This window comes from Oleiphilus sp. HI0067 (assembly GCF_001635735.1).
Map to the genome: position 1 here is coordinate 1 of NZ_LWFI01000763.1, position 18117 is coordinate 18117.

Consider the following 18117-nt stretch of genomic DNA (forward strand, 5'->3'; position numbering starts at 1 on the left):
TTGCTGCTTTGCTAAAAGATCAGAGCGCTGGAGCGGTTGGAAAGGCTTATGAAAGTCTCGATGCTGACATGATCAACCTTGTGTCGATGCTATTTGAATTCATTCTTGAAGATCGTCAATTGCAGCCTGAAATGAAAGCCATCATTTCACGACTGCAGATACCTATTTTGAAAGTGGCGTTGATCGATGACAGTTTCTTTAACAAAGGTGGGCATCCTGCACGTAAGCTTCTTAATGAAATCGCGTCTTCAGCGATTGGTTGGAATGCGCCGCGTGAAGGAAGGCGTGATCGCTTTAAAGAAAAGCTTGAGGGTATCGTAGAGCAAATTATTAACGGCTTCGAGCAAGACGTGTCTATGTTCGACGGTTTATTGAGTGACTTTGAAAGCTTCGTTGATTCGGAAAGAAAACGAGGCCTGTTAGTTGAACAGCGTACTAGAGACTCTGAGCGTGGTAAAGCTGCAGCTAACGATGCGCGCCAAGCGGCGCAAGATGTTATCAACGAGGCGATTGAAGGGAAGTCAGTTCCGGATCTTGGTGTTGAACTACTACGCGATGCGTGGAGTAAAGTGTTGGTCTTTAAACTTCTGCGCGAGGGAGAGCAAAGCGAAGCTTGGAATGGGGCTAAAGCAATTGTAAATGAACTGGTTTGGTCCTTATGTCCAGATCCTTCAGAGCAAGATGCGAGAGCTAAACTTCTTAAAATGATTCCATCACTCGTTAAGCGTGTTCGTTTAGGGTTTGACGAGGTTGCTTTAGACGATACTTTGGCAAAAAGACTTCTGTCAGGTCTAGAGGATCAGCACGTATTGTCGCTTCAAGCTCTCCAGCAACAAATTGATTTGAGTGAAATTGCGCCAGTGGGGGAGGTTGACCAGCAAGAAGCTAGTGAACTCCTGCAAGATGATTTTTCAGAACAGAGTGATGAAGTAAGCGATCTAGTACGTTCAACTTTAGAGCTCGAAGATGATTTCAAACAATTACAAGAGGCATGCGAGCAGGCTAATGAGAAACGCGCGGCAATTGAAGCAGAAAACGAAAAGCTCCCCAAAAAACAGGAAAGTATCGTACTGGTTGACCAGCAAGCCGAAACTCGCGCGCCCGAGTTAGCGCCAGACAACCCTTTTGTTCAACAAGTCGAGCGCTTTGTAGTTGGATGTTGGTTTGAGTTTGGCGGTGGTGACAATAAAGAGCGCTGTAAGCTTGCTGCGATTATTAAATCAACGGGTAAGCACATTTTTGTAAATCGAGCTGGTGTGAAGGTTCACGAGAAGTACAAAGATGAGCTTGCTAAAGATTTATGTGAAGGCCAGCTCGTCGCGTTGAACGATGGCTTGTTATTTGATCGCGCGCTTGAATCCATCATCACAAATCTTCGTTCTTGATATAAGCTTACTGATAAAGCTTTTAATAATGGTTTTATCAATATGACCGTAAATGAAGGGTGGCTAACGCAAGTTCGTCGCCTTGATTCACCAAATTTCAATCAACGTCCTGATGGCTCTGAGCCGTCTTTATTGGTCATTCATAACATTAGTCTCCCGCCCGGCGTTTATGGTGGTAATGAGGTGGATGACTTTTTTCTCAATCGCCTCGACCACGATATGCATCCTTTTTTCGATGAAATTCGTGGAGTGGAAGTATCGGCTCATTTTTATATTCGACGTGATGGGCGTGTTACGCAGTTTGTGTCGTGTTTAGATCGCGCTTGGCATGCTGGTGTGTCCACATTCTGTGGTCGGGAAAACTGTAACGATTATTCCATTGGTGTTGAGCTTGAAGGGCAGGATGATGATGCTTTTACTGATGCGCAATACGAGTCTTTAGTTCACTTAACGCGTGCACTAATGGATGAGTACCCAATAGTTTCGAAAGATAATATTGTTGGTCATAGTGATATTGCGCCAGAAAGAAAAACAGACCCAGGACCTATGTTTGATTGGAATCGCTATTTCTCAATGATCTAGCTTCGAGCTATCTTCCTAGCCAAGCCGCGCCCCTTACGCCACTTGCATCGCCATATTTTGCGGGTTGTATTGGTGTTTCAAATTGTTCTGAAAATACATATTTTTTAATGCGTTTAGGAACCTCGATATACAGATCACGAAGATTGCTTAGTCCTCCTCCAAGAACAATTGCATTGGGGTCTAAGACGTTAACGACTTGGGCTAAAGCATACGCTAATCCTTCGTAGTAACGTTCAAATGCATCTTTAATCTGTGTGTCTTCAGTACTTAGCTTTAAAAGTTCTTGTACTGAAGAGGCCTCCGCTCCGGTTGTTTCTATAGTGCGTCTAACGAATGCTGGGCCGCTGAGATAGGTTTCTATGCAATGTGTTTTTCCGCAATAGCATTGGGCAGCATTAGAATTAGTTTGCAGAGGTGCTGGCATGACGTTATGACCCCATTCTCCTGTAATCGCATTTGGGCCTACCAGAATGTGTTGATTGATGCAGATTCCACCACCCACTCCAGTTCCGAGTATTACACCAAAAACACAGGTTTGATCTTTCGCTGCTCCATCTGATGCTTCGCTGAGCGTGAAACAATCAGCATCATTTGCTAAAGCGACAGGTCGACCAATGCTACACTCGAGGTCTTGTTTAAGGTTGTTGCCAATTAGCCAGGTTGAGTTAGCGTTTTGCACCAAGCCTGAAGTTGGCGATATGCTGCCAGGGATCCCTATTCCTATCGTGCACCTCTGTCCGAGTGATTTCTCTGCTTCGAGGATAAGTGAGGAGAGATTGGTCAATGTTTTTGTGTAATCGCCTTGTGGGCTCGCAACGCGCTTGTTGTAGACGGCCTTGTTATCAGCGTTTAATACCATGATTTCGGTTTTTGTTCCGCCTAGGTCAATTCCTAAGTGCATTTACGCGCTCCGTTAGCATTGTGTTCGTTGTTGCTGACAAACCTGATGCTATTAATTGTTTGGCCGCAAAACCGTTAATGTCGTTAATCTCGGTTTTCTTTCCTTGCCGGACGTCTTGAAGGGTAGAGCTGATATTCGCAGCGGTCGTTTCACAAACAGATAAGATCATTTCGACTATATCGGTTTTAGTCAGTTCTAACTTATAGATATTTGAAAGTCCGCTCAACTCGTCAATCAGTGAAGGCCAATACTGTTGGAAACTTTGAGTTGATCGTATTTGGCCGTTGGAACAATTCTCGATCGCAGTGAACGCGTTAATGCCGCAATTGATGAGTAATTTACGCTGCAAAGTAGATTTAATATTGTGCTTATAGTCTGCGTGAGAGCTTATTTTTGCTAGTGATGACGGCCAGTCATCATGTTGTGAAGCGTGCTTATTTAAAGGGCCGCAATGGGTTGTACCTTCACCAGCTAGAACGAGTCTATTTGGCTTCTCTATATTGGCGCCACTAGTAGTACTTGCTGCGTAGATAGGGCGATGCTGAATCCCTTCAACGATCTCATGTTGGCTTCCCATCCCATTTTGGAAAAGAACGAAAGGAATAGCTTTCAGTAGATTAGTGTCCAGAGCATGTGCTGTTGAACAAGCAGCATGACTTTTGGTGCAGATTAATACTGCTTCGATGTAGAGCTTAGTTTCTTTGAGTGTCTGTAGATTGTGCTGGCGAACAGTTAGCTCATTGGTAACTTGTTGATCTTGAACAGTAATGTTGATCGTTTTACTGGTTCCATTCGGTCTGGTATCGAGAAAAACGCAGTTGTCCGCACCCAGTTTATAGGCCCACATTTGACCTATGGCACCGGCACCAACAATTGCGATCATCGTGCTGACAGAATCTACTAAAACGAGGTAAACCGCATCGAATTACATCGATGCGATTTTTTCCATTTGCTCGCTTAGCGTCGCTAAGCTTTGTTCGGCTGCAGCAAGCTTTTCTTTTTCTTTTTCTACAACGTCAGCAGGCGCGTTGGCGACGAATTTTTCATTGCCAAGTTTTCCTTGTAAGCGTTTGATTTCTCCTTCCGCTTTACCTGCTTCTTTCTTCAAGCGCGCAAGCTCCGCTTCAACGTTAATCAAGCCTGCCATTGGTACAAGTACTTCCATTTTGCCAACCAACTGTGTTGCGCACATTGGCAGTTCTTCGCCATCAACCCAATCTAAGGATTCAAGTTTGGCGAGTGATTTGATTAGTGCGCCATTTTCTTCGAAACGGCGTTTATCTTCGTCGTTGCCGTTATGGATCAACGCTGGTATTGCTTTGGCTGGAGAGATGTCCATTTCGCCGCGAATATTACGCAAACCAACGATGACACCTTTGACCCAATCAATATCAGCAATGGTTGCTTCGTCGATCTTGCTTTGATCACAAACAGGATAGGCTTGCGTCATGATGGTTTCGCCAGATTTTCCAGCAAGTGGCGCAATGCGCTGCCAAATTTCTTCTGTAATATATGGCATGAATGGGTGTGACAAGCGCAAGATTGCTTCAAGTACACGAACGAGAGTGCGGCGCGTACCAGCAAGAAGCTCAGCAGAGCTATTCTCGTCATTTAAGATCGGCTTAGAAAGCTCAAGATACCAGTCACAGTATTCATTCCAAATAAAGTCGTAAAGCGTTTGTGATGCGAGATCTAAACGGAATTCACTAACGGCTTTTTCAATAGTCGCTTCAGTTTGTTGAAGGCGAGAGATGATCCACTTGTCTGCGATACTTAACTCGTAATTATCATGATTCTGCGCGCAATCGTGCTCTTCTGTATTCATTAGAACATAACGTGCAGCATTCCAAATCTTGTTACAGAAGTTACGGTAGCCTTCTAAGCGCTTCATGTCCCAATTGATGTCGCGGCCAGTTGAAGCGAGTGAGTATAGGGTGAATCGCAATGCGTCAGTGCCGTGCGCTGAAATACCATCCGCGAAAGTTTTTCGCGTGCGCTTCTCGATTTTTTGAGCAAGCTGCGGCTGCATCATGTTACCAGTGCGTTTTTCGACGAGTGACTCTAAATCGATGCCATCAATCATGTCGAGAGGGTCTAGTACGTTACCCTTAGACTTTGACATTTTGTCGCCGTTTTCATCGCGAATAAGGCCGGTAACGTACACATATTTAAATGGTACTTGCGCTTTGCCATCGTCATCTTTGATGAAATGCATTGTCATCATGATCATTCTAGCGACCCAGAAGAAAATAATGTCAAAACCGGTGACTAGTACATCTGTTGGATGGAAGGTCTTTAAGCGCTCAGTTGCTTCAGGCCAGCCAAGTGTGCCGAATGTCCAAAGTGCTGATGAGAACCATGTGTCTAGAACATCTTCATCTTGTGATAAGGCTACATCATCAGAAATGTTGTTATGCGCACGCGCTTCTTCTTCTGTGCGTGCAACATAGACATTACCTTCATTGTCATACCATGCTGGAATACGGTGTCCCCACCATAGCTGGCGTGAGATACACCAGTCTTGAATGTCGCGCATCCATGAGAAGTACATGTTTTCGTATTGCTTAGGTACGAATTGAATGTCGCCATCTTCTACAGCTTTAATCGCTGGCTCAGCTAGCGGGCCGGCACGAACGAACCACTGATCGGTAAGCAGCGGCTCTATCACGACGCCAGATCGGTCGCCATAAGGAATTGTTAGCGTGTGGTCGTCGATCTTGTCTAATAATCGAGCTTCGTCAAAAGCAGCAACGATTGCTTTTCGCGCAGCGAAACGCTCGAGACCTTGGAATTCGCTAGGAATTGTTACGTCAATGTGGGTGATGGCTTGGCCTGACATATCATACACTTCTGCTTGATCAAGAATTTCACCGTTCTTGTTCATGACATTGATCATTGGAAGCGAGCATCGCTTGCCGACCTCATTATCGTTAAAGTCGTGTGCAGGAGTAATCTTTACGCAGCCTGTGCCTTTTTCCATGTCTGCATGTTCGTCTCCGACAATCGGGATGCGACGACCGACTAATGGAAGAATGATTTCTTTTCCGATCAACGCTTTGTAGCGAGGGTCTTCAGGGTTTACCGCAACACCTGTATCCCCAAGCATCGTTTCGGGTCGAGTGGTAGCAACAACGATGTAATCTTTGCCTTCGCTTGTTGTTTCACCGTCTGCAAGTGGATACCGAAGATGCCACATATTGCCCTGTTTTTCTTTGTTCTCGACTTCCAGATCAGAAATAGCGGTGTGTAGTTTTGGGTCCCAGTTAACAAGGCGCTTGCCGCGATAAATAAGATCGTCTTTGTACAAACGAACAAATACTTCTTGAACAGCTTTATAGAAGCCGTCATCCATCGTAAAGCGTTCGTGATCCCAATCGACAGAGGCTCCTAGACGACGAAGTTGACGTGTGATGGTGCCACCTGATTCTTCCTTCCATTCCCAAATTTTATCGAGAAATGCTTCACGACCTAGATCGTGTCGAGTTTTATCTTCTTCAGCGGCTAATTTTCTCTCAACAACCATTTGAGTCGCGATACCCGCGTGGTCAGTACCAACTTGCCATAGCGTGTTGTTGCCTTTCATTCGATGATAGCGAATTAAGGCATCCATGATGCTGTCTTGAAACGCGTGCCCCATGTGGAGGCTGCCAGTGACGTTCGGTGGGGGGATCATGATTGAATATGGCGTGCCTTCACCACTTGGTTTGAAGAAGCCTTCGTCTTCCCATTTTTGATACCAAGTTTGTTCAATTTCACTAGGTTGGTAGGTTTTATCCATCGTTGTGTTTCACTACTTTTTTGGCGTTGATTTTAGAAAGAGGCGCATTATATATCTGCGGGGGCAAACAAGGTAGTTATGTTCCCAATTAACGACGTAAGTCGTGCGTATTTATGTCTTCGCCGTTAGATTTAAGTTGCTTGAACAAGGCTCGTGCAGATTCCAGTTGCTTCTGGTCATTACGAACTATGAACATTCGTCGTTTCATCTGAGGTTCTTCGGCTAACTTGGTCGGGCCAAGGTATACGCAAATGTTTGTATCTGTTGCTTTGAATGAAGGATCATTCGCGCCCTGCGATGACGCAATAGCTATGGGGTAACTTGGGCTTGGGGATACTGATTGCTGATGCGGAAGAAAAGAGCTTTCTCGATAAGACCAGAGCAGCTCGTCAAGACTTTTAGCATCGATGTCGCTTTCACACACAAATAATATAGTTTGATTTGCTGCGATGGCTTTTTCAGCGATCCGACAAGCTATGCTTGCCAGATCACTAAATGCATTCCCTTTGGAAATATAAATGTCGGTTTGTTTGTGCATTTATTTTGCGTGATTCATTAAGTAATTCAGTAGCAAAGGAACCGGTCGGCCTGTTGCGCCCTTGTTGGCGCCGGAAGTCCATGCAGTTCCAGCAATGTCTAGGTGTGCCCATGTGTATTTTTTGGCGAATTTAGACAAGAAGCAAGCGGCTGTGATACTGCCAGCGCCTTTTCCTCCAATATTTTGCATGTCGGCAAATGGGCTGTCTAATTGCTTATGGTATTCATCCCAGATTGGCAGTTGCCAAGCTTTATCATTTGCTTCTTGGCCACACTGTAATAGCGTTTCAGCGAACTCATCATTATTGCTCATTACGGCGCTAGTAGAGTGGCCAAGTGCAATAATGCATGCGCCCGTCAGCGTCGCAATATCAATAACTGATTTGGGTTTGAATTTCTCAACGTAGGTGAGTGCATCACAAAGAACGAGTCGTCCTTCTGCGTCCGTATTAAGAATTTCAACAGTTTGACCTGATGCGGTTGTAACGATATCTCCCGGTTTTGATGCGTTGCCCGCAGGCATATTCTCTGCAGCGGCGATTACGCCGATAATATTCTTTTTTGGAGCAAGTTCGGCTATTGCGCGCATTGTACCGAGCACGCTGGCTGCGCCGCACATGTCATACTTCATCTCGTCCATTGCTGGGCCAGGTTTTAAGCTGATACCGCCCGTATCGAACGTAATGCCTTTACCAACCAGTACGTGAGGCGCAGATTTAGCTGCGCCGCCTTTGTATTCTAAAACAATCAGCTTTCCTGGCTCAGTACTGCCTTTGCTCACCGATAAGAAAGCACCCATATTGAGCTTTTCCATGTCTTTTTCTTCAAGAACTTTGCAGGACAAAGAGTTGAATTCTTTCGCCATTTCTTTTGCAACTTTTGCGAGGTAGCTTGGTGTCGCGACATTTCCGGGCTCATTTCCTAGGTCACGTGTGAGCGCCATACCAATTGATTTGGCTTGAGAATAACTAAGGGCTTTTTTGACTCCATTTTGTTCTTTTTTATCGCAAACAAAGGTGAGCTGTGTTGGTGTTGGTTTCTTTGATTTTTCAGATTTGTATGTTTCGAAGCGATAGCTTGCACTAGCGATTGAAGAGCTAAATGCCTCTGCAGCTTCAGCGGTGTGTTCCGCAAGGTCAGAGATGCCAAGGGTAATAGTCTTTGGCGTATATGCGAGGATATCTTTAGTTGCTGATGCCGCTGCTTTTAATATTGACGCTTTATTAAGGGCTTTTTGCTCGCCCAGCCCAACAACAATTATTTGCTTCGAATTTGCGTCAAGAGAAGTGATTGTAATTGATGAGCCAAGCTCACTTTTGAAACCAAGGTTTTTGATAGATTTGCTTAAGCTTTGTTTAGTGGCTGTATCTAGGTCACTCGCTTGTTGCCCTAATGCCGATTTCTGGAAGCTAAATATGCAAGTAATATCGCTTTTAATTTCACTTAACTTGCGGATTGACGCGTTGTATTTCATTATTCCCACCTAAATTTCTTATTTCTAACTCTAGTTTAAGAGACGAATTACGCTTTGACTATTCGATTGTGCTGACTAGCTTTTAGAGTAGTACGTAAAGCGATATTTCTCGGGGTTTTCTTTGATTATTTTTTCATATTTGGCGAGACAAGTGTTGGGATCAATGCTTGCGGTCACATTTATCCTTTTGCTCATTTTTATGAGTGGCCGTTTTATTAAGTATTTATCGCAAGCTGCCGTCGGGAATATTTCTGCTGATATTTTGTTTTTAGTCATGGCATTTCGCTTGCCAGGTTTTTTAGAGTTGATTCTTCCTCTAGGGCTTTTTATGGGAATCCTCTTGGCGTACGGACGTATGTACATGGAAAGTGAGATGACTGTCCTGCATGCCTGTGGTTACAGCCAAAATAAGTTGCTTGCTTCGACTTGGGTAATCTCTGGCTTTGTTGCATTGAGTGTTGGTCTATTAACTTTGTACGTGTCGCCTGCGGGCATGGCCAAGGTAGAAAAGTTGTTTGCTGAACAAGCAAGTAAAACAGCGTTCGAGTTGCTTGTTCCGGGGCGCTTTCAGAATCTGAATATCGGAAATCGTATTACTTATGCGGGAGCATTGAGTGATGATAAGCAGACAATGTTTGATGTATTTATCGCCGAGTCTTCTGAGGATGATGCCGAGCGGCTCAACATATTGTATGCAGAAAAGGGTGTTCAGAGCGTAGATGCTGAAACCGGAGATCGATATCTTGTGCTTCACAACGGTAAACAATATCAAGGGGCTCCAGGTAATCACGACTATAGAGAGTTGTCGTTTGATACCTATGGAGTTCTTATCGCATCGCAGAGTAGCGAGCTTCGCAGAGTTAAGGAGGAAGCAATTCCGACACAAGCTCTGATTAGATCTGAGTCGAATGAGTATAGGTCTATTTTATATTGGCGTATATCGCTCGTTATCTTGATTCCAGTGGTGGCGATGATTGCTGTTGCGGTGTGCAAAGTTAACCCTAGACAAGGCAGGTATCTCCATTTGGTGCCGGCGATGCTGCTCTATATTCTTTATTTAGGTTTACTTATACTTGCTAAGAAAAAAGGTGGGGAGGGCGATCTAGATCCGCTAATCGCATTTGGTGTTGTTCACATCATGTTTATATGTGCGGCAATAGCATTATTTTATCGAGAACGTTTGAGTGTTCTAGTAAGAGATAAATTTGGTCATGGTGGCGCCTCATGAAGCTAATTGATCGATATGTAGCGCAGGCTGTGATGACATCGACCTTGGTCGTTATGTTTGTCGTCCTCAGCCTAGATGTGGTGTTTGGATTTATTGCTGAGACCGAAGATATAAAAAATGACTACCAACTTTTAGATGTTGCTTTATACATTCTTTTGACCCTTCCCAGACGAATTTATGATTACCTTCCTCTTGGTGCATTCATGGGATGCCTAATAGGGTTGGGGGCTTTGGCAAAGAATAGTGAACTGACTGTTGTTCGAGCAGCAGGAGTTTCGCTGGCCCGCATTATTGGTTCGGCAATTAAACCAGTGCTTTTATTAATTATTTTTGGCGCTCTTTTAGGTGAGTTTGTTGCTCCGACTACTGAGAAATTAGCGCAGAGTGATAAAGCGCTCAAACAAGGGGCTCAATCAAGCATCGTCTACGGACAAGGGCTTTGGCATAAAGAAGGTGATGCGTTTATTCATATCAATGCCGTTGAACCAAATGGCGCGTTGCATGGTGTATCCATAAATACTTATGACGACGATAAAAGACTCATCATGAGTGAGTTTGCGGCCAAGGCTTTGTTTCACGAGCGTCAATGGAGTCTATTGGATGTAAAGAGGAGTTATTTTGGAGAGAGCAACATTACTGTCGCCCAAGAAGATGTTTCTTCTTGGGAAACTGAATTGACCCCAGAGTTGCTGAGTATACTAATCGTTAAGCCAGACAACTTGTCTATGAGTGGCTTGTTTTCATATGCGAAATATTTGAATGAGCAAGACTTAGATGGAGGAGTGTATGTCCTGTCGTTTTGGAAAAAAGCTCTCCAGCCGCTAACGACTTTATCTTTGGTTTTAGTGGCGATTTCTTTTGTATTTGGGCCGTTAAGAAGTGTCGCTATGGGGACTAGAGTCTTTGTCGGCTTAATCGTTGGTCTGACTTTTAAGTATGTTCAAGATTTGTTAGGACCTGCGAGTATGGTATTCGGATTTGAGCCGATTGTAGCAACGGTTCTACCAATATTGGCGTGCGTTACTTTTGGTGTGCTAATGATCAAGAGAGCAAGCTAGATCGATTAAAAAACGCCCATTGAAAAATTTTGTGAATTAAGTTAGTGTGACGAATAATAATAAATAAAAGTTACTTGCTCGAAAGTATGTGTTGTATTTCGAGGGAACTAAGTTCTACTCGGAGATAAGTAATGAACACGTTTAATAGGCTCAGTTTAGTTGTTGCAATTGGTGCAATTTCTAATGGGGCAAACGCTGAGTTCATAAAGTTAGAAGATCAAGATTTGCAAAACGTTACTGGTCAAGCTGGATTGACTATTGACGTCGAGGCACGCTATGAGATTGGCGAGTTTGCGTATAAAGATGCTGGTTTTCTATTACTGCAAGGCATTCGAATGGGGGGGCATGATTTGCATGATCCTTCCTCCTCTCAATACTTCATGGACAACCTTCGTTTAGAGATTGATGTTGCTGGCGATGGCTCAAGCCCTGGCGACAATGTTCTGGACTATGGTTTTTCTAAAATGCGTGACTACGCACAGCTATATGTCGATGCAGGCAATATAGATACTCGATTTCAAGACGTGGCAAATGGCTATGACTCTGAGAGAGATCTTGCTATCGACGATAAGAAAACTTATCAAGACGGTGACTTGGTTATTCACTTCGATATAACTGACCCTTGGCAAGTTGAGGGCGGCCAAGCGGCTTTCATAGCAAATAATCGATACGAAACTGACGATTACGATACTTTTGAGTTAATGACTGAGCACGCAGTTGATTTTGCGTTTGAAATTGACGCAATCGGGATAGCTAGAAGTGATTACACAATAGGTAATGCAGGTTTAGACATTAATGCTAACCATTCGACTGGTGTGCACGAAGGCGAAGATGGGACTACTACCTTAATTAGTAACCTTAAGATGAAGGGATACCTTGGTCCTGAGGATTTACATATATCGAACAACGGCAATGGTTTTGGTGCTGAAGACCTGAATGGTGATGGAGATATAGATTCATTTGAGGCTTCCCAAGGAACCGGTATTGGTGACGCGAATTCTAAGATAACATGGAGTGCTTACTTCATGATTACCGATATGGAAGTTTATCTTGATATCGCCGGCATACAGATCAAGGATATGTCGATTCATAACAAGCGTGGTGACTTAAGCGGGCTTGACGGAACTTCGTCATTTTACTTTGCTCACTCTATCAGAGAAATCTACGCTGTAAGGGAATCTGTACTAAAATTACGAAACAATACGGTTGAATTTGTTGATGGTATTGCCCTAAATACTAGCTTTAAAGGCGATATGGATATTAAACACTTGTCGTTTGGCGATACTGATATCTCGATAGGTGAGCTGTATTGGACGGATATTGAATCTCACACGCGTTGGACAATTTCAGCACACTAGAAATATATATAGACTACTATTTAAACCCGCTTCGAGCGGGTTTTTTGTTTTTAGGACTTTTATTTTGGACATTCTTGTATTTCTTAATGCATTAACAGCATTAGTTGTGATCATCGACCCCATAGGTGTTGCTTTGATTTTTAACGCTTTGGTAGAAGGAAAGTCTGAAAGAGAAAGAATAAGAGTGGCCTTCAAGGCAATAGTAATTAGTATGCTACTTTTGATTCTCTTTGCTCTATACGGGCAAGAATTGTTAGGTCAGCTAGGTATTAATATTCAATCGTTGCGAATAGCTGGTGGATTACTATTGTTTTACACTGCTTTTAATATGATAACTCAGGACGTCGATTTTGCGAGTCTTGACGGACGAGGGGATATTGCTGTGTTTCCAATGTCTGTTCCCTTAATAGCTGGGCCAGGGTCTCTGACAATGGTCGTTTTGCTGTATTCGGGAGCAAGTACTCTAGATGCTAAATTAGCGGTGTTTAGTGCAGTGATAGTCGTAGGATGCATCTCATTTATTTCATTATGCTTGGCTAGCCCAGTCAAAAAATTAATAGGTCGGACTGGTGATGAGGTGCTAAGACGCTTTCTCGGCGTATTGCTTGCCGCACTTGCTATTCAGTTTATAGCAGACGGAATTATTGCGTTTTCTGCAATGATTTAGTTGGAATGAATGGTTGCTTTAACAGGCGATAAAAACCCTTGCAATTTTCATTAGTCATTTCATTTGAACCTATTGAGTAGTGCCGTCCGAGTGAACTTTCGGACTTATAGGTGCCAAATAATCTATCCCAAAACACGACACTAAATCCAAAGTTTTGGTCGTGATCTGCATGATGAATGCTGTGGTGTACTCGATGAATACTGGGCGTAATTAATATTTTTCGCAATACGTTTTCAGTTCTTGGTGTAAAGCGAATATTTGAATGATTGAATAATGCGAAAGCGTTGAGAGCTATTTCGAATATGACAATAGCTGCGAAGGGAATACCGAATACTAGGACGACGGTCGATTTTATTAGGGTTGATAGAAGCAGTTCAAAAGGGTGGAACCTAAGTGCGCTGCTTGCGTTTAAAGATGGATCGCTATGATGAACTCGATGTAGTTTCCATAGAATAGGCACTCTGTGGAAAACTCTGTGCTGCCAGTAAATAATAAAATCCAAAATGATTACCGACACAATAACAATTATGGCAAGTTGGTTATTGTTGTCGCTGATTAGATAAAAAATGCCTATCTGCCAACTTTCATTCAGCAGAGCGATGTTGGCAGCCAGCACAACGGGGACTATTTGAAGGGCAAGGCTCGTTAATCCTGTTAAGGATATGTTTTCGACAAAATGTCTTGGGTTATTTTTACCAGATTGACGTGCGGGGATTAGATGTTCAATAAGAGACAAAGACATAAGACATAATCCAAAAACGGATAGTCTTATGATGCTCTGATATTGTTCAATAACGCTTGAAAGTACTTCCATTAGTTATGTATAGATTTCACCTGGCTCGTAACTGATGTTGGGAATGAATATTTGACGATGCGCTTGAATACGCCCCAATACTGCCTCCCGAAGCTACCGGTATTGTATGGAATTCCGTGTTCTCTGCAAATTTCTTGCACTTTAGGAGCCATTTCTTGGTATCTAGGTGCTGGAATATCAGGGAACAGGTGGTGTTCAACCTGATAGCTTAAATGGCCAGTGAGGATATGGAAAAGTTTAGAGCCTTCAATATTGGACGAGCCTAGAATCTGGCGATAATACCATTGGCCTTTTGATTCGTTTTTGGTCGATTCCTCATCGAATGTTTGTGCTTCTTCGGTGAAATGGCCACAGAATATGATAGTCGCGGTCCATAGGTTGCGTAAAATATTTGCGATAATCGCGCAACATAATACTGGCAATGCGACAGGCCAGAATATGAGCGGAAAGAGGATATAGTCTTTGAGGATTTGCTTCCCGGCTTTCTTAAAAAATGCATTTCTTAAATCAAGTCTTGATATTGGGAGTTTACTGTTTTCTTTTTTCTTTCCAATGAATATGCGTTCACCTGCTAGCTCGTGATACGCAACGCCCCATTCAAACAGTAGGCTTAGGTTTAAATAGGTTATGATCTGATAAAGGTTTTTGGGGCGCCATTTCAAATCATCGCTCAGGCGCAAAAGACCGTAACCAAAGTCTCTGTCCTTGCCGATGATATTTGTATAAGTATGGTGCTCATAATTGTGGTACCTACGCCATGAATCGCTATCTCCAGCGTTATCCCAGTCGAATCGTTTAGAGTTTGTAATCGGATCGTGCATCCAGTCATATTGACCGTGCATTATGTTGTGCCCGATTTCCATGTTGTCGAGAATCTTTGAGAGAGCTAAGCCAAGCACAGATAAAATCGCTATCGACCACATTAGATAGCCATCAAAAAATAAGAATGCACATGCAATTCCAATACGGCTGACAATATCGAGCAACCTCTGAAAACCAATAAGTTTCCGAATATAGTTGGCGTCTTCGGTCCCGACTTTTTTAAATGTTTGTTCTCTTAATTCTTCAAACTGCTTTTCTAAAACATCAAATTGGATTTGTTGTGTCATTCGACTCTCTCCTGAATCTCTATCTCCAAATCGCTTTCTGCAAAGCTGCAACAAATTTGTATTTTTTCTCCGTGCTCTCGATGAGTTTGATCCGTTAATACGTTTTTCACCGATCCGCTTAATAAAGTTGCCGAGCATTGGTGGCACGCTCCTGCCCGACATCCAAAAACGGGTTTGTGGCCAGCGCTTTCGAGTGAATCTAATATGGGCTCATTGCCAATGCTGGTTGCCGTTGCGTTTTTATTCACTGTGATTGTATGTTCAGATGTGCTGCCAGAAATCTTAGGTATAACGAAGGTCTCGGAGTATATTGATGGAAGCGTTTGATTAAGCTTTTTGGCGCGTTGCTGAAGTAAATTTCCGGCAGTCTGTATGAAGCCAATTGGTCCGCAGATATAAGCATCCGAAACGGATTTTTCCGATAGCGCGTGCTCCAAGTGTTTGTCGCTAATTCTGTTATTAATCTCAGTGTCGATTATTTTCAGATCTAAACCATTCTCTGCTAACAAGCGTAATGATTTCGTTGCTGGGGATTGTACATTCCCTCTCCGGTACCATATTGCTTTATGTTTTGTTAATTCTTCTCTTGGTGATGATTTCAGCATTGAAAGGATTGGCGAGATTCCGCTGCCAGCGGCAAGGAATAACTGCATCGCCGATGATGAGTTATCGCTGATAACGAAGCTTCCTTGAGCTTTCGCAATATTAATCATATCTCCGGCTTTTAATTCGTCAGCGATAAAACTCGTAACCGTACCATCTGGAATTTTCTTGATGTAGAACTCGACAACTTTATTTTCATATAAGTCTTTAGGGGTTGAAGCAGCACTGAAGGTTCTTGTGAGAAATCGACCATTTATCTCAAACGAAAGCTGGAAGTGTTGACCCGGTTTGAAAGCCAATTTTTCTATGTGGCTGACCTTTAGGCGAAGGGATATGCATTCGTCGTCTAACGTTTCACAGAAAAGTACTTTTGCTGGAGCAAGCTTTCGCTTGTAGTTAGGAGATAGCAGTTGCCTGATTGGGGTAAGGTAATGCGCTAGTTGTTCGGTTTGTTTTGACGAAAATGTTCTTAACATATCAAATCGACTTTAGTTGCTAACATTTGTTAGCTTAAATATTATCGATTCTAATATTTCATGTCTAGCTTATACTTACTATTTTTATCTTGGAGCGTCTAATGGAACGTTGGGCATTAGCAAATGTATGTCTGCATTGGATCATCGCTAGTCTTTTGATAGCACTTTTCTTTCTAGGCGATTACATGGTCGCGCTGGATTATTATGATCCTTGGTATCAGTCAGCGCCTTTCTGGCATAAGTCATTTGGCTTGTTGGTAGTCGTCTTAATGTTGGCAAGAGTGGCTGCGCGAATTTACTGGACTCGTCCTAAGCGCATTGAACCTTCTAAGTTCGAGATGGTGGTAACACGTCTTGTGCATGTTTTCTTTTATGTTGCCGTGCTCGCTATTTGCTTGTCGGGCTACTTGATATCGACAGCGGACGGACGTCCTGTTAGTTTCTTTGGACTGATTGATGTTGTGTCGTTAGGTGAGTTTGTACCTAATCAGGAAGACGTCGCTGGGTTGTGGCATGAGCGTATTGTTGATGCAGTTCTAATTGTTGCGATCATCCATGCCGTTGCCGCATTGAAGCATCACTTTGTAAATCGAGATTCAGTCCTAAAGCGTATGCTTTGGATCAAGTCCTAACATCTGAATAAGAGGAAGATTATGGTTAAAATAATGAAAGCAAGTGCAGTTGCGTTGCTACTTTCATTAAATAGTATCGCAGTAAATGCCGCGGACTATGTTATTGACACAAAGGGCGCACATGCCTTTATTCAGTTCCGTGTGATGCATCTCGGCTACAGCTGGTTATACGGTCGCTTTAATGAATTTTCAGGTGATTTTTCGTTCGACCCAGAAAAACCTGACGCTTCAAACATTATGGTAGACATTAACGTTGATAGTATCGATTCGAACCACGCTGAACGAGACAAGCACTTGCGAGGTAGCAAGTTTCTTGATGTGGCGCAGTTTCCTACTGCTAAGTTTGTGAGCACTCGGGTCGAAATGGCAAATGCTGAAAGTGGCACCTTATATGGCAACTTGAGCCTTAAAAATGTAACAAAAGAAGTTGCGATTGAGTTTGATGTTGTGGGCATGGGGGCTGATCCTTGGGGCGGACAACGAGTAGGTTTCGAGGGAAAAACTAAGTTTCGTATGAAAGATTTCAATATCATGCGTGATCTTGGGCCACTGTCTCAGGACGTAGAGATGATTCTCTCTGTTGAAGGTATTAAAAAATAACAATGGTTAAGTTGGGGGCAGACTATTTAAAGAAGTTACAGCGCGAGTTTGACGATGCGATTGAGCGTCAAGACTTCGATAAGTTGATTGAACTTGATCACTCAATTCGTTCTATCCTTCAGTCAAACGCCAACGAGAATTCGACCGCTGAGCTTAAAGCACTGTTACGAATGTACGATGACTTAACTATCTCTGTAGCGAACTTACGTGAACAATTTGCGAAGGAACTTGCTGGTATGCAATCAAACAAGAAGGGCATTAAGGCTTATCGTACAAGTTAGAGCGTTCTCTTAAATCCCTTTAATTAATGAACCGACAAAAAATTGAACGTTTTTTGTCGGTTTTTTTATTTCTTATGCGTGATGACGTTTTATTGACTATTTTCAGCTTAGTGGCTTTAATTATCGTATTCGTAATTGCAAAATGCACATCCAATAACAAGCAAGGCAAATAGCTATTGCTGCATAATAAAGGCAGACCTTAATGTCGCAAGATACAAGTGTTCTGGTTATCAGTGATAACCATGGGGTTCTTCGTGATATCTCCGTAATTTTAAATTTTCTTGGCGAAACAGTTGTATCTGTTGGGCGCAATCAATGGGACTCAGATAAAGAGCAGTTGTTAGCTGTTAATAATAGCGATGATCAAATTTGCGTGGGAACAGTGTTTTTAGACGCAAGTGTTGATTCAGGTGCTGAAATCGTCGCGCAGTTAGATGAACTGAACCAAGCTGTTCCAATTCTCACGATTGGCGATGCGGGGCATTTCAATTTGGATGATGTGTTACGTAAAAAAGTCATCGCATCGCTCGAATCATCTCTGGAATACAACCAAACCATTGATAGCTTATATCGTGCTCAGTTGTACCGAGATCAATTTGCTACGAACCGGAAGCGTGGACAGCAGCGAGAAGCT

Annotated in this window: 17 protein-coding genes and 1 pseudogene; 10 read left to right on the top strand and 8 right to left on the bottom strand. The window is 43.0% G+C overall.

All coding sequences use genetic code 11. The features are described 5' to 3' along the window. Positions 1-1385 (top strand): DUF1631 family protein (locus A3739_RS08310; RefSeq protein ID WP_156502477.1); only part of this gene is annotated, 1385 nt, incomplete at its 5' end. Between the two features lie 42 nt (positions 1386-1427). Beyond that, on the top strand, positions 1428-1967 hold the full coding sequence (gene ampD / locus A3739_RS08315) for a 1,6-anhydro-N-acetylmuramyl-L-alanine amidase AmpD (protein ID WP_156493719.1): 540 nt from the start codon (positions 1428-1430) through the stop codon (positions 1965-1967). Positions 1968-1974: 7 nt separating this feature from the next. Here ampD and A3739_RS08320 read toward each other — a convergent pair whose 3' ends face one another. The 5 genes from A3739_RS08320 to A3739_RS08340 form a co-directional block, all read right to left on the bottom strand. Continuing rightward, positions 1975-2868: an ROK family protein gene (locus A3739_RS08320; protein WP_068479417.1), complete on the bottom strand. Its 894-nt coding sequence runs from the start codon at positions 2866-2868 to the stop codon at positions 1975-1977. Beyond that, complete coding sequence (locus A3739_RS08325) at positions 2852-3751, bottom strand: ketopantoate reductase family protein (RefSeq protein WP_068479419.1); 900 nt, start codon at positions 3749-3751, stop codon at positions 2852-2854. The genes A3739_RS08320 and A3739_RS08325 overlap by 17 nt, the downstream gene beginning before the upstream one ends. A 42-nt stretch (positions 3752-3793) precedes the next feature. Beyond that, positions 3794-6646: a valine--tRNA ligase gene (locus tag A3739_RS08330; RefSeq protein WP_068479421.1), complete on the bottom strand. Its 2853-nt coding sequence runs from the start codon at positions 6644-6646 to the stop codon at positions 3794-3796. An 88-nt stretch (positions 6647-6734) separates the two neighbouring features. After that, entirely contained in the window at positions 6735-7184 is a 450-nt protein-coding gene (locus tag A3739_RS08335) for a DNA polymerase III subunit chi (RefSeq protein ID WP_068479423.1), read from the bottom strand. After that, complete coding sequence (locus A3739_RS08340) at positions 7185-8657, bottom strand: leucyl aminopeptidase (protein ID WP_068479425.1); 1473 nt, start codon at positions 8655-8657, stop codon at positions 7185-7187. A 121-nt stretch (positions 8658-8778) separates the two neighbouring features. Here A3739_RS08340 and lptF point away from each other — a divergent pair, with 121 nt between their 5' ends. The 4 genes from lptF to A3739_RS08360 all read left to right on the top strand — a co-directional run bounded on the left by lptF (position 8779) and on the right by A3739_RS08360 (position 12968). Further along, entirely contained in the window at positions 8779-9885 is a 1107-nt protein-coding gene (lptF, locus tag A3739_RS08345; RefSeq protein WP_231876652.1) for an LPS export ABC transporter permease LptF, read from the top strand. Then, positions 9882-10943, top strand: a complete 1062-nt coding sequence (gene lptG / locus A3739_RS08350) for an LPS export ABC transporter permease LptG (RefSeq protein WP_068479429.1) — start codon at positions 9882-9884, stop codon at positions 10941-10943. The genes lptF and lptG overlap by 4 nt, the downstream gene beginning before the upstream one ends. 131 nt (positions 10944-11074) lie before the next feature. Next, entirely contained in the window at positions 11075-12301 is a 1227-nt protein-coding gene (locus A3739_RS08355; protein WP_068479431.1) for a DUF6160 family protein, read from the top strand. A gap of 64 nt (positions 12302-12365) precedes the next feature. Then, entirely contained in the window at positions 12366-12968 is a 603-nt protein-coding gene (locus A3739_RS08360) for a MarC family protein (protein ID WP_068479433.1), read from the top strand. Here the strand turns inward: A3739_RS08360 and A3739_RS08365 are convergent. Genes A3739_RS08365 through A3739_RS08375 form a run of 3 tightly spaced genes read right to left on the bottom strand, consistent with a single transcriptional unit; the run spans position 12943 to position 15970 of the window. Next, a complete protein-coding gene (locus tag A3739_RS08365) occupies positions 12943-13782 on the bottom strand; it encodes a sterol desaturase family protein (protein WP_082878295.1) in 840 nt (279 codons plus the stop codon). The two genes, A3739_RS08360 and A3739_RS08365, sit on opposite strands and share 26 nt — an antisense overlap. Beyond that, positions 13782-14891, bottom strand: coding sequence for an acyl-CoA desaturase (locus A3739_RS08370; protein ID WP_068479436.1), 1110 nt, complete (start codon positions 14889-14891; stop codon positions 13782-13784). The genes A3739_RS08365 and A3739_RS08370 overlap by 1 nt, the downstream gene beginning before the upstream one ends. Next, positions 14888-15970, bottom strand: coding sequence for a flavin reductase family protein (locus tag A3739_RS08375; RefSeq protein WP_068479438.1), 1083 nt, complete (start codon positions 15968-15970; stop codon positions 14888-14890). Before A3739_RS08375 ends, A3739_RS08370 begins: the two co-directional genes overlap by 4 nt. Positions 15971-16071: 101 nt before the next feature. Here A3739_RS08375 and A3739_RS08380 point away from each other — a divergent pair, with 101 nt between their 5' ends. The 4 genes and pseudogenes from A3739_RS08380 to A3739_RS08395 all read left to right on the top strand — a co-directional run. After that, complete coding sequence (locus tag A3739_RS08380) at positions 16072-16602, top strand: cytochrome b (RefSeq protein WP_068479440.1); 531 nt, start codon at positions 16072-16074, stop codon at positions 16600-16602. 33 nt (positions 16603-16635) lie between these two features. Next, positions 16636-17202, top strand: a complete 567-nt coding sequence (locus A3739_RS08385; RefSeq protein WP_082878325.1) for a YceI family protein — start codon at positions 16636-16638, stop codon at positions 17200-17202. Positions 17203-17204: 2 nt separating this feature from the next. Beyond that, positions 17205-17483: a hypothetical protein gene (locus A3739_RS08390; protein WP_068479143.1), complete on the top strand. Its 279-nt coding sequence runs from the start codon at positions 17205-17207 to the stop codon at positions 17481-17483. A gap of 202 nt (positions 17484-17685) precedes the next feature. Further along, positions 17686-18117, top strand: a pseudogene (locus A3739_RS08395) (hypothetical protein); the annotation flags it as partial.

Coding starts and splice junctions, on each gene's coding strand:
- ampD (WP_156493719.1), top strand. CDS start 1,428: ATGACCGTAAATGAAGGGTGGCTAACGCAAGTTCGTCGCCTTGATTCA.
- A3739_RS08320 (WP_068479417.1), bottom strand. CDS start 2,868: ATGCACTTAGGAATTGACCTAGGCGGAACAAAAACCGAAATCATGGTA.
- A3739_RS08325 (WP_068479419.1), bottom strand. CDS start 3,751: ATGATCGCAATTGTTGGTGCCGGTGCCATAGGTCAAATGTGGGCCTAT.
- A3739_RS08330 (WP_068479421.1), bottom strand. CDS start 6,646: ATGGATAAAACCTACCAACCTAGTGAAATTGAACAAACTTGGTATCAA.
- A3739_RS08335 (WP_068479423.1), bottom strand. CDS start 7,184: ATGCACAAACAAACCGACATTTATATTTCCAAAGGGAATGCATTTAGT.
- A3739_RS08340 (WP_068479425.1), bottom strand. CDS start 8,657: ATGAAATACAACGCGTCAATCCGCAAGTTAAGTGAAATTAAAAGCGAT.
- lptG (WP_068479429.1), top strand. CDS start 9,882: ATGAAGCTAATTGATCGATATGTAGCGCAGGCTGTGATGACATCGACC.
- A3739_RS08355 (WP_068479431.1), top strand. CDS start 11,075: ATGAACACGTTTAATAGGCTCAGTTTAGTTGTTGCAATTGGTGCAATT.
- A3739_RS08365 (WP_082878295.1), bottom strand. CDS start 13,782: ATGGAAGTACTTTCAAGCGTTATTGAACAATATCAGAGCATCATAAGA.
- A3739_RS08370 (WP_068479436.1), bottom strand. CDS start 14,891: ATGACACAACAAATCCAATTTGATGTTTTAGAAAAGCAGTTTGAAGAA.
- A3739_RS08375 (WP_068479438.1), bottom strand. CDS start 15,970: ATGTTAAGAACATTTTCGTCAAAACAAACCGAACAACTAGCGCATTAC.
- A3739_RS08380 (WP_068479440.1), top strand. CDS start 16,072: ATGGAACGTTGGGCATTAGCAAATGTATGTCTGCATTGGATCATCGCT.
- A3739_RS08385 (WP_082878325.1), top strand. CDS start 16,636: ATGAAAGCAAGTGCAGTTGCGTTGCTACTTTCATTAAATAGTATCGCA.
- A3739_RS08390 (WP_068479143.1), top strand. CDS start 17,205: ATGGTTAAGTTGGGGGCAGACTATTTAAAGAAGTTACAGCGCGAGTTT.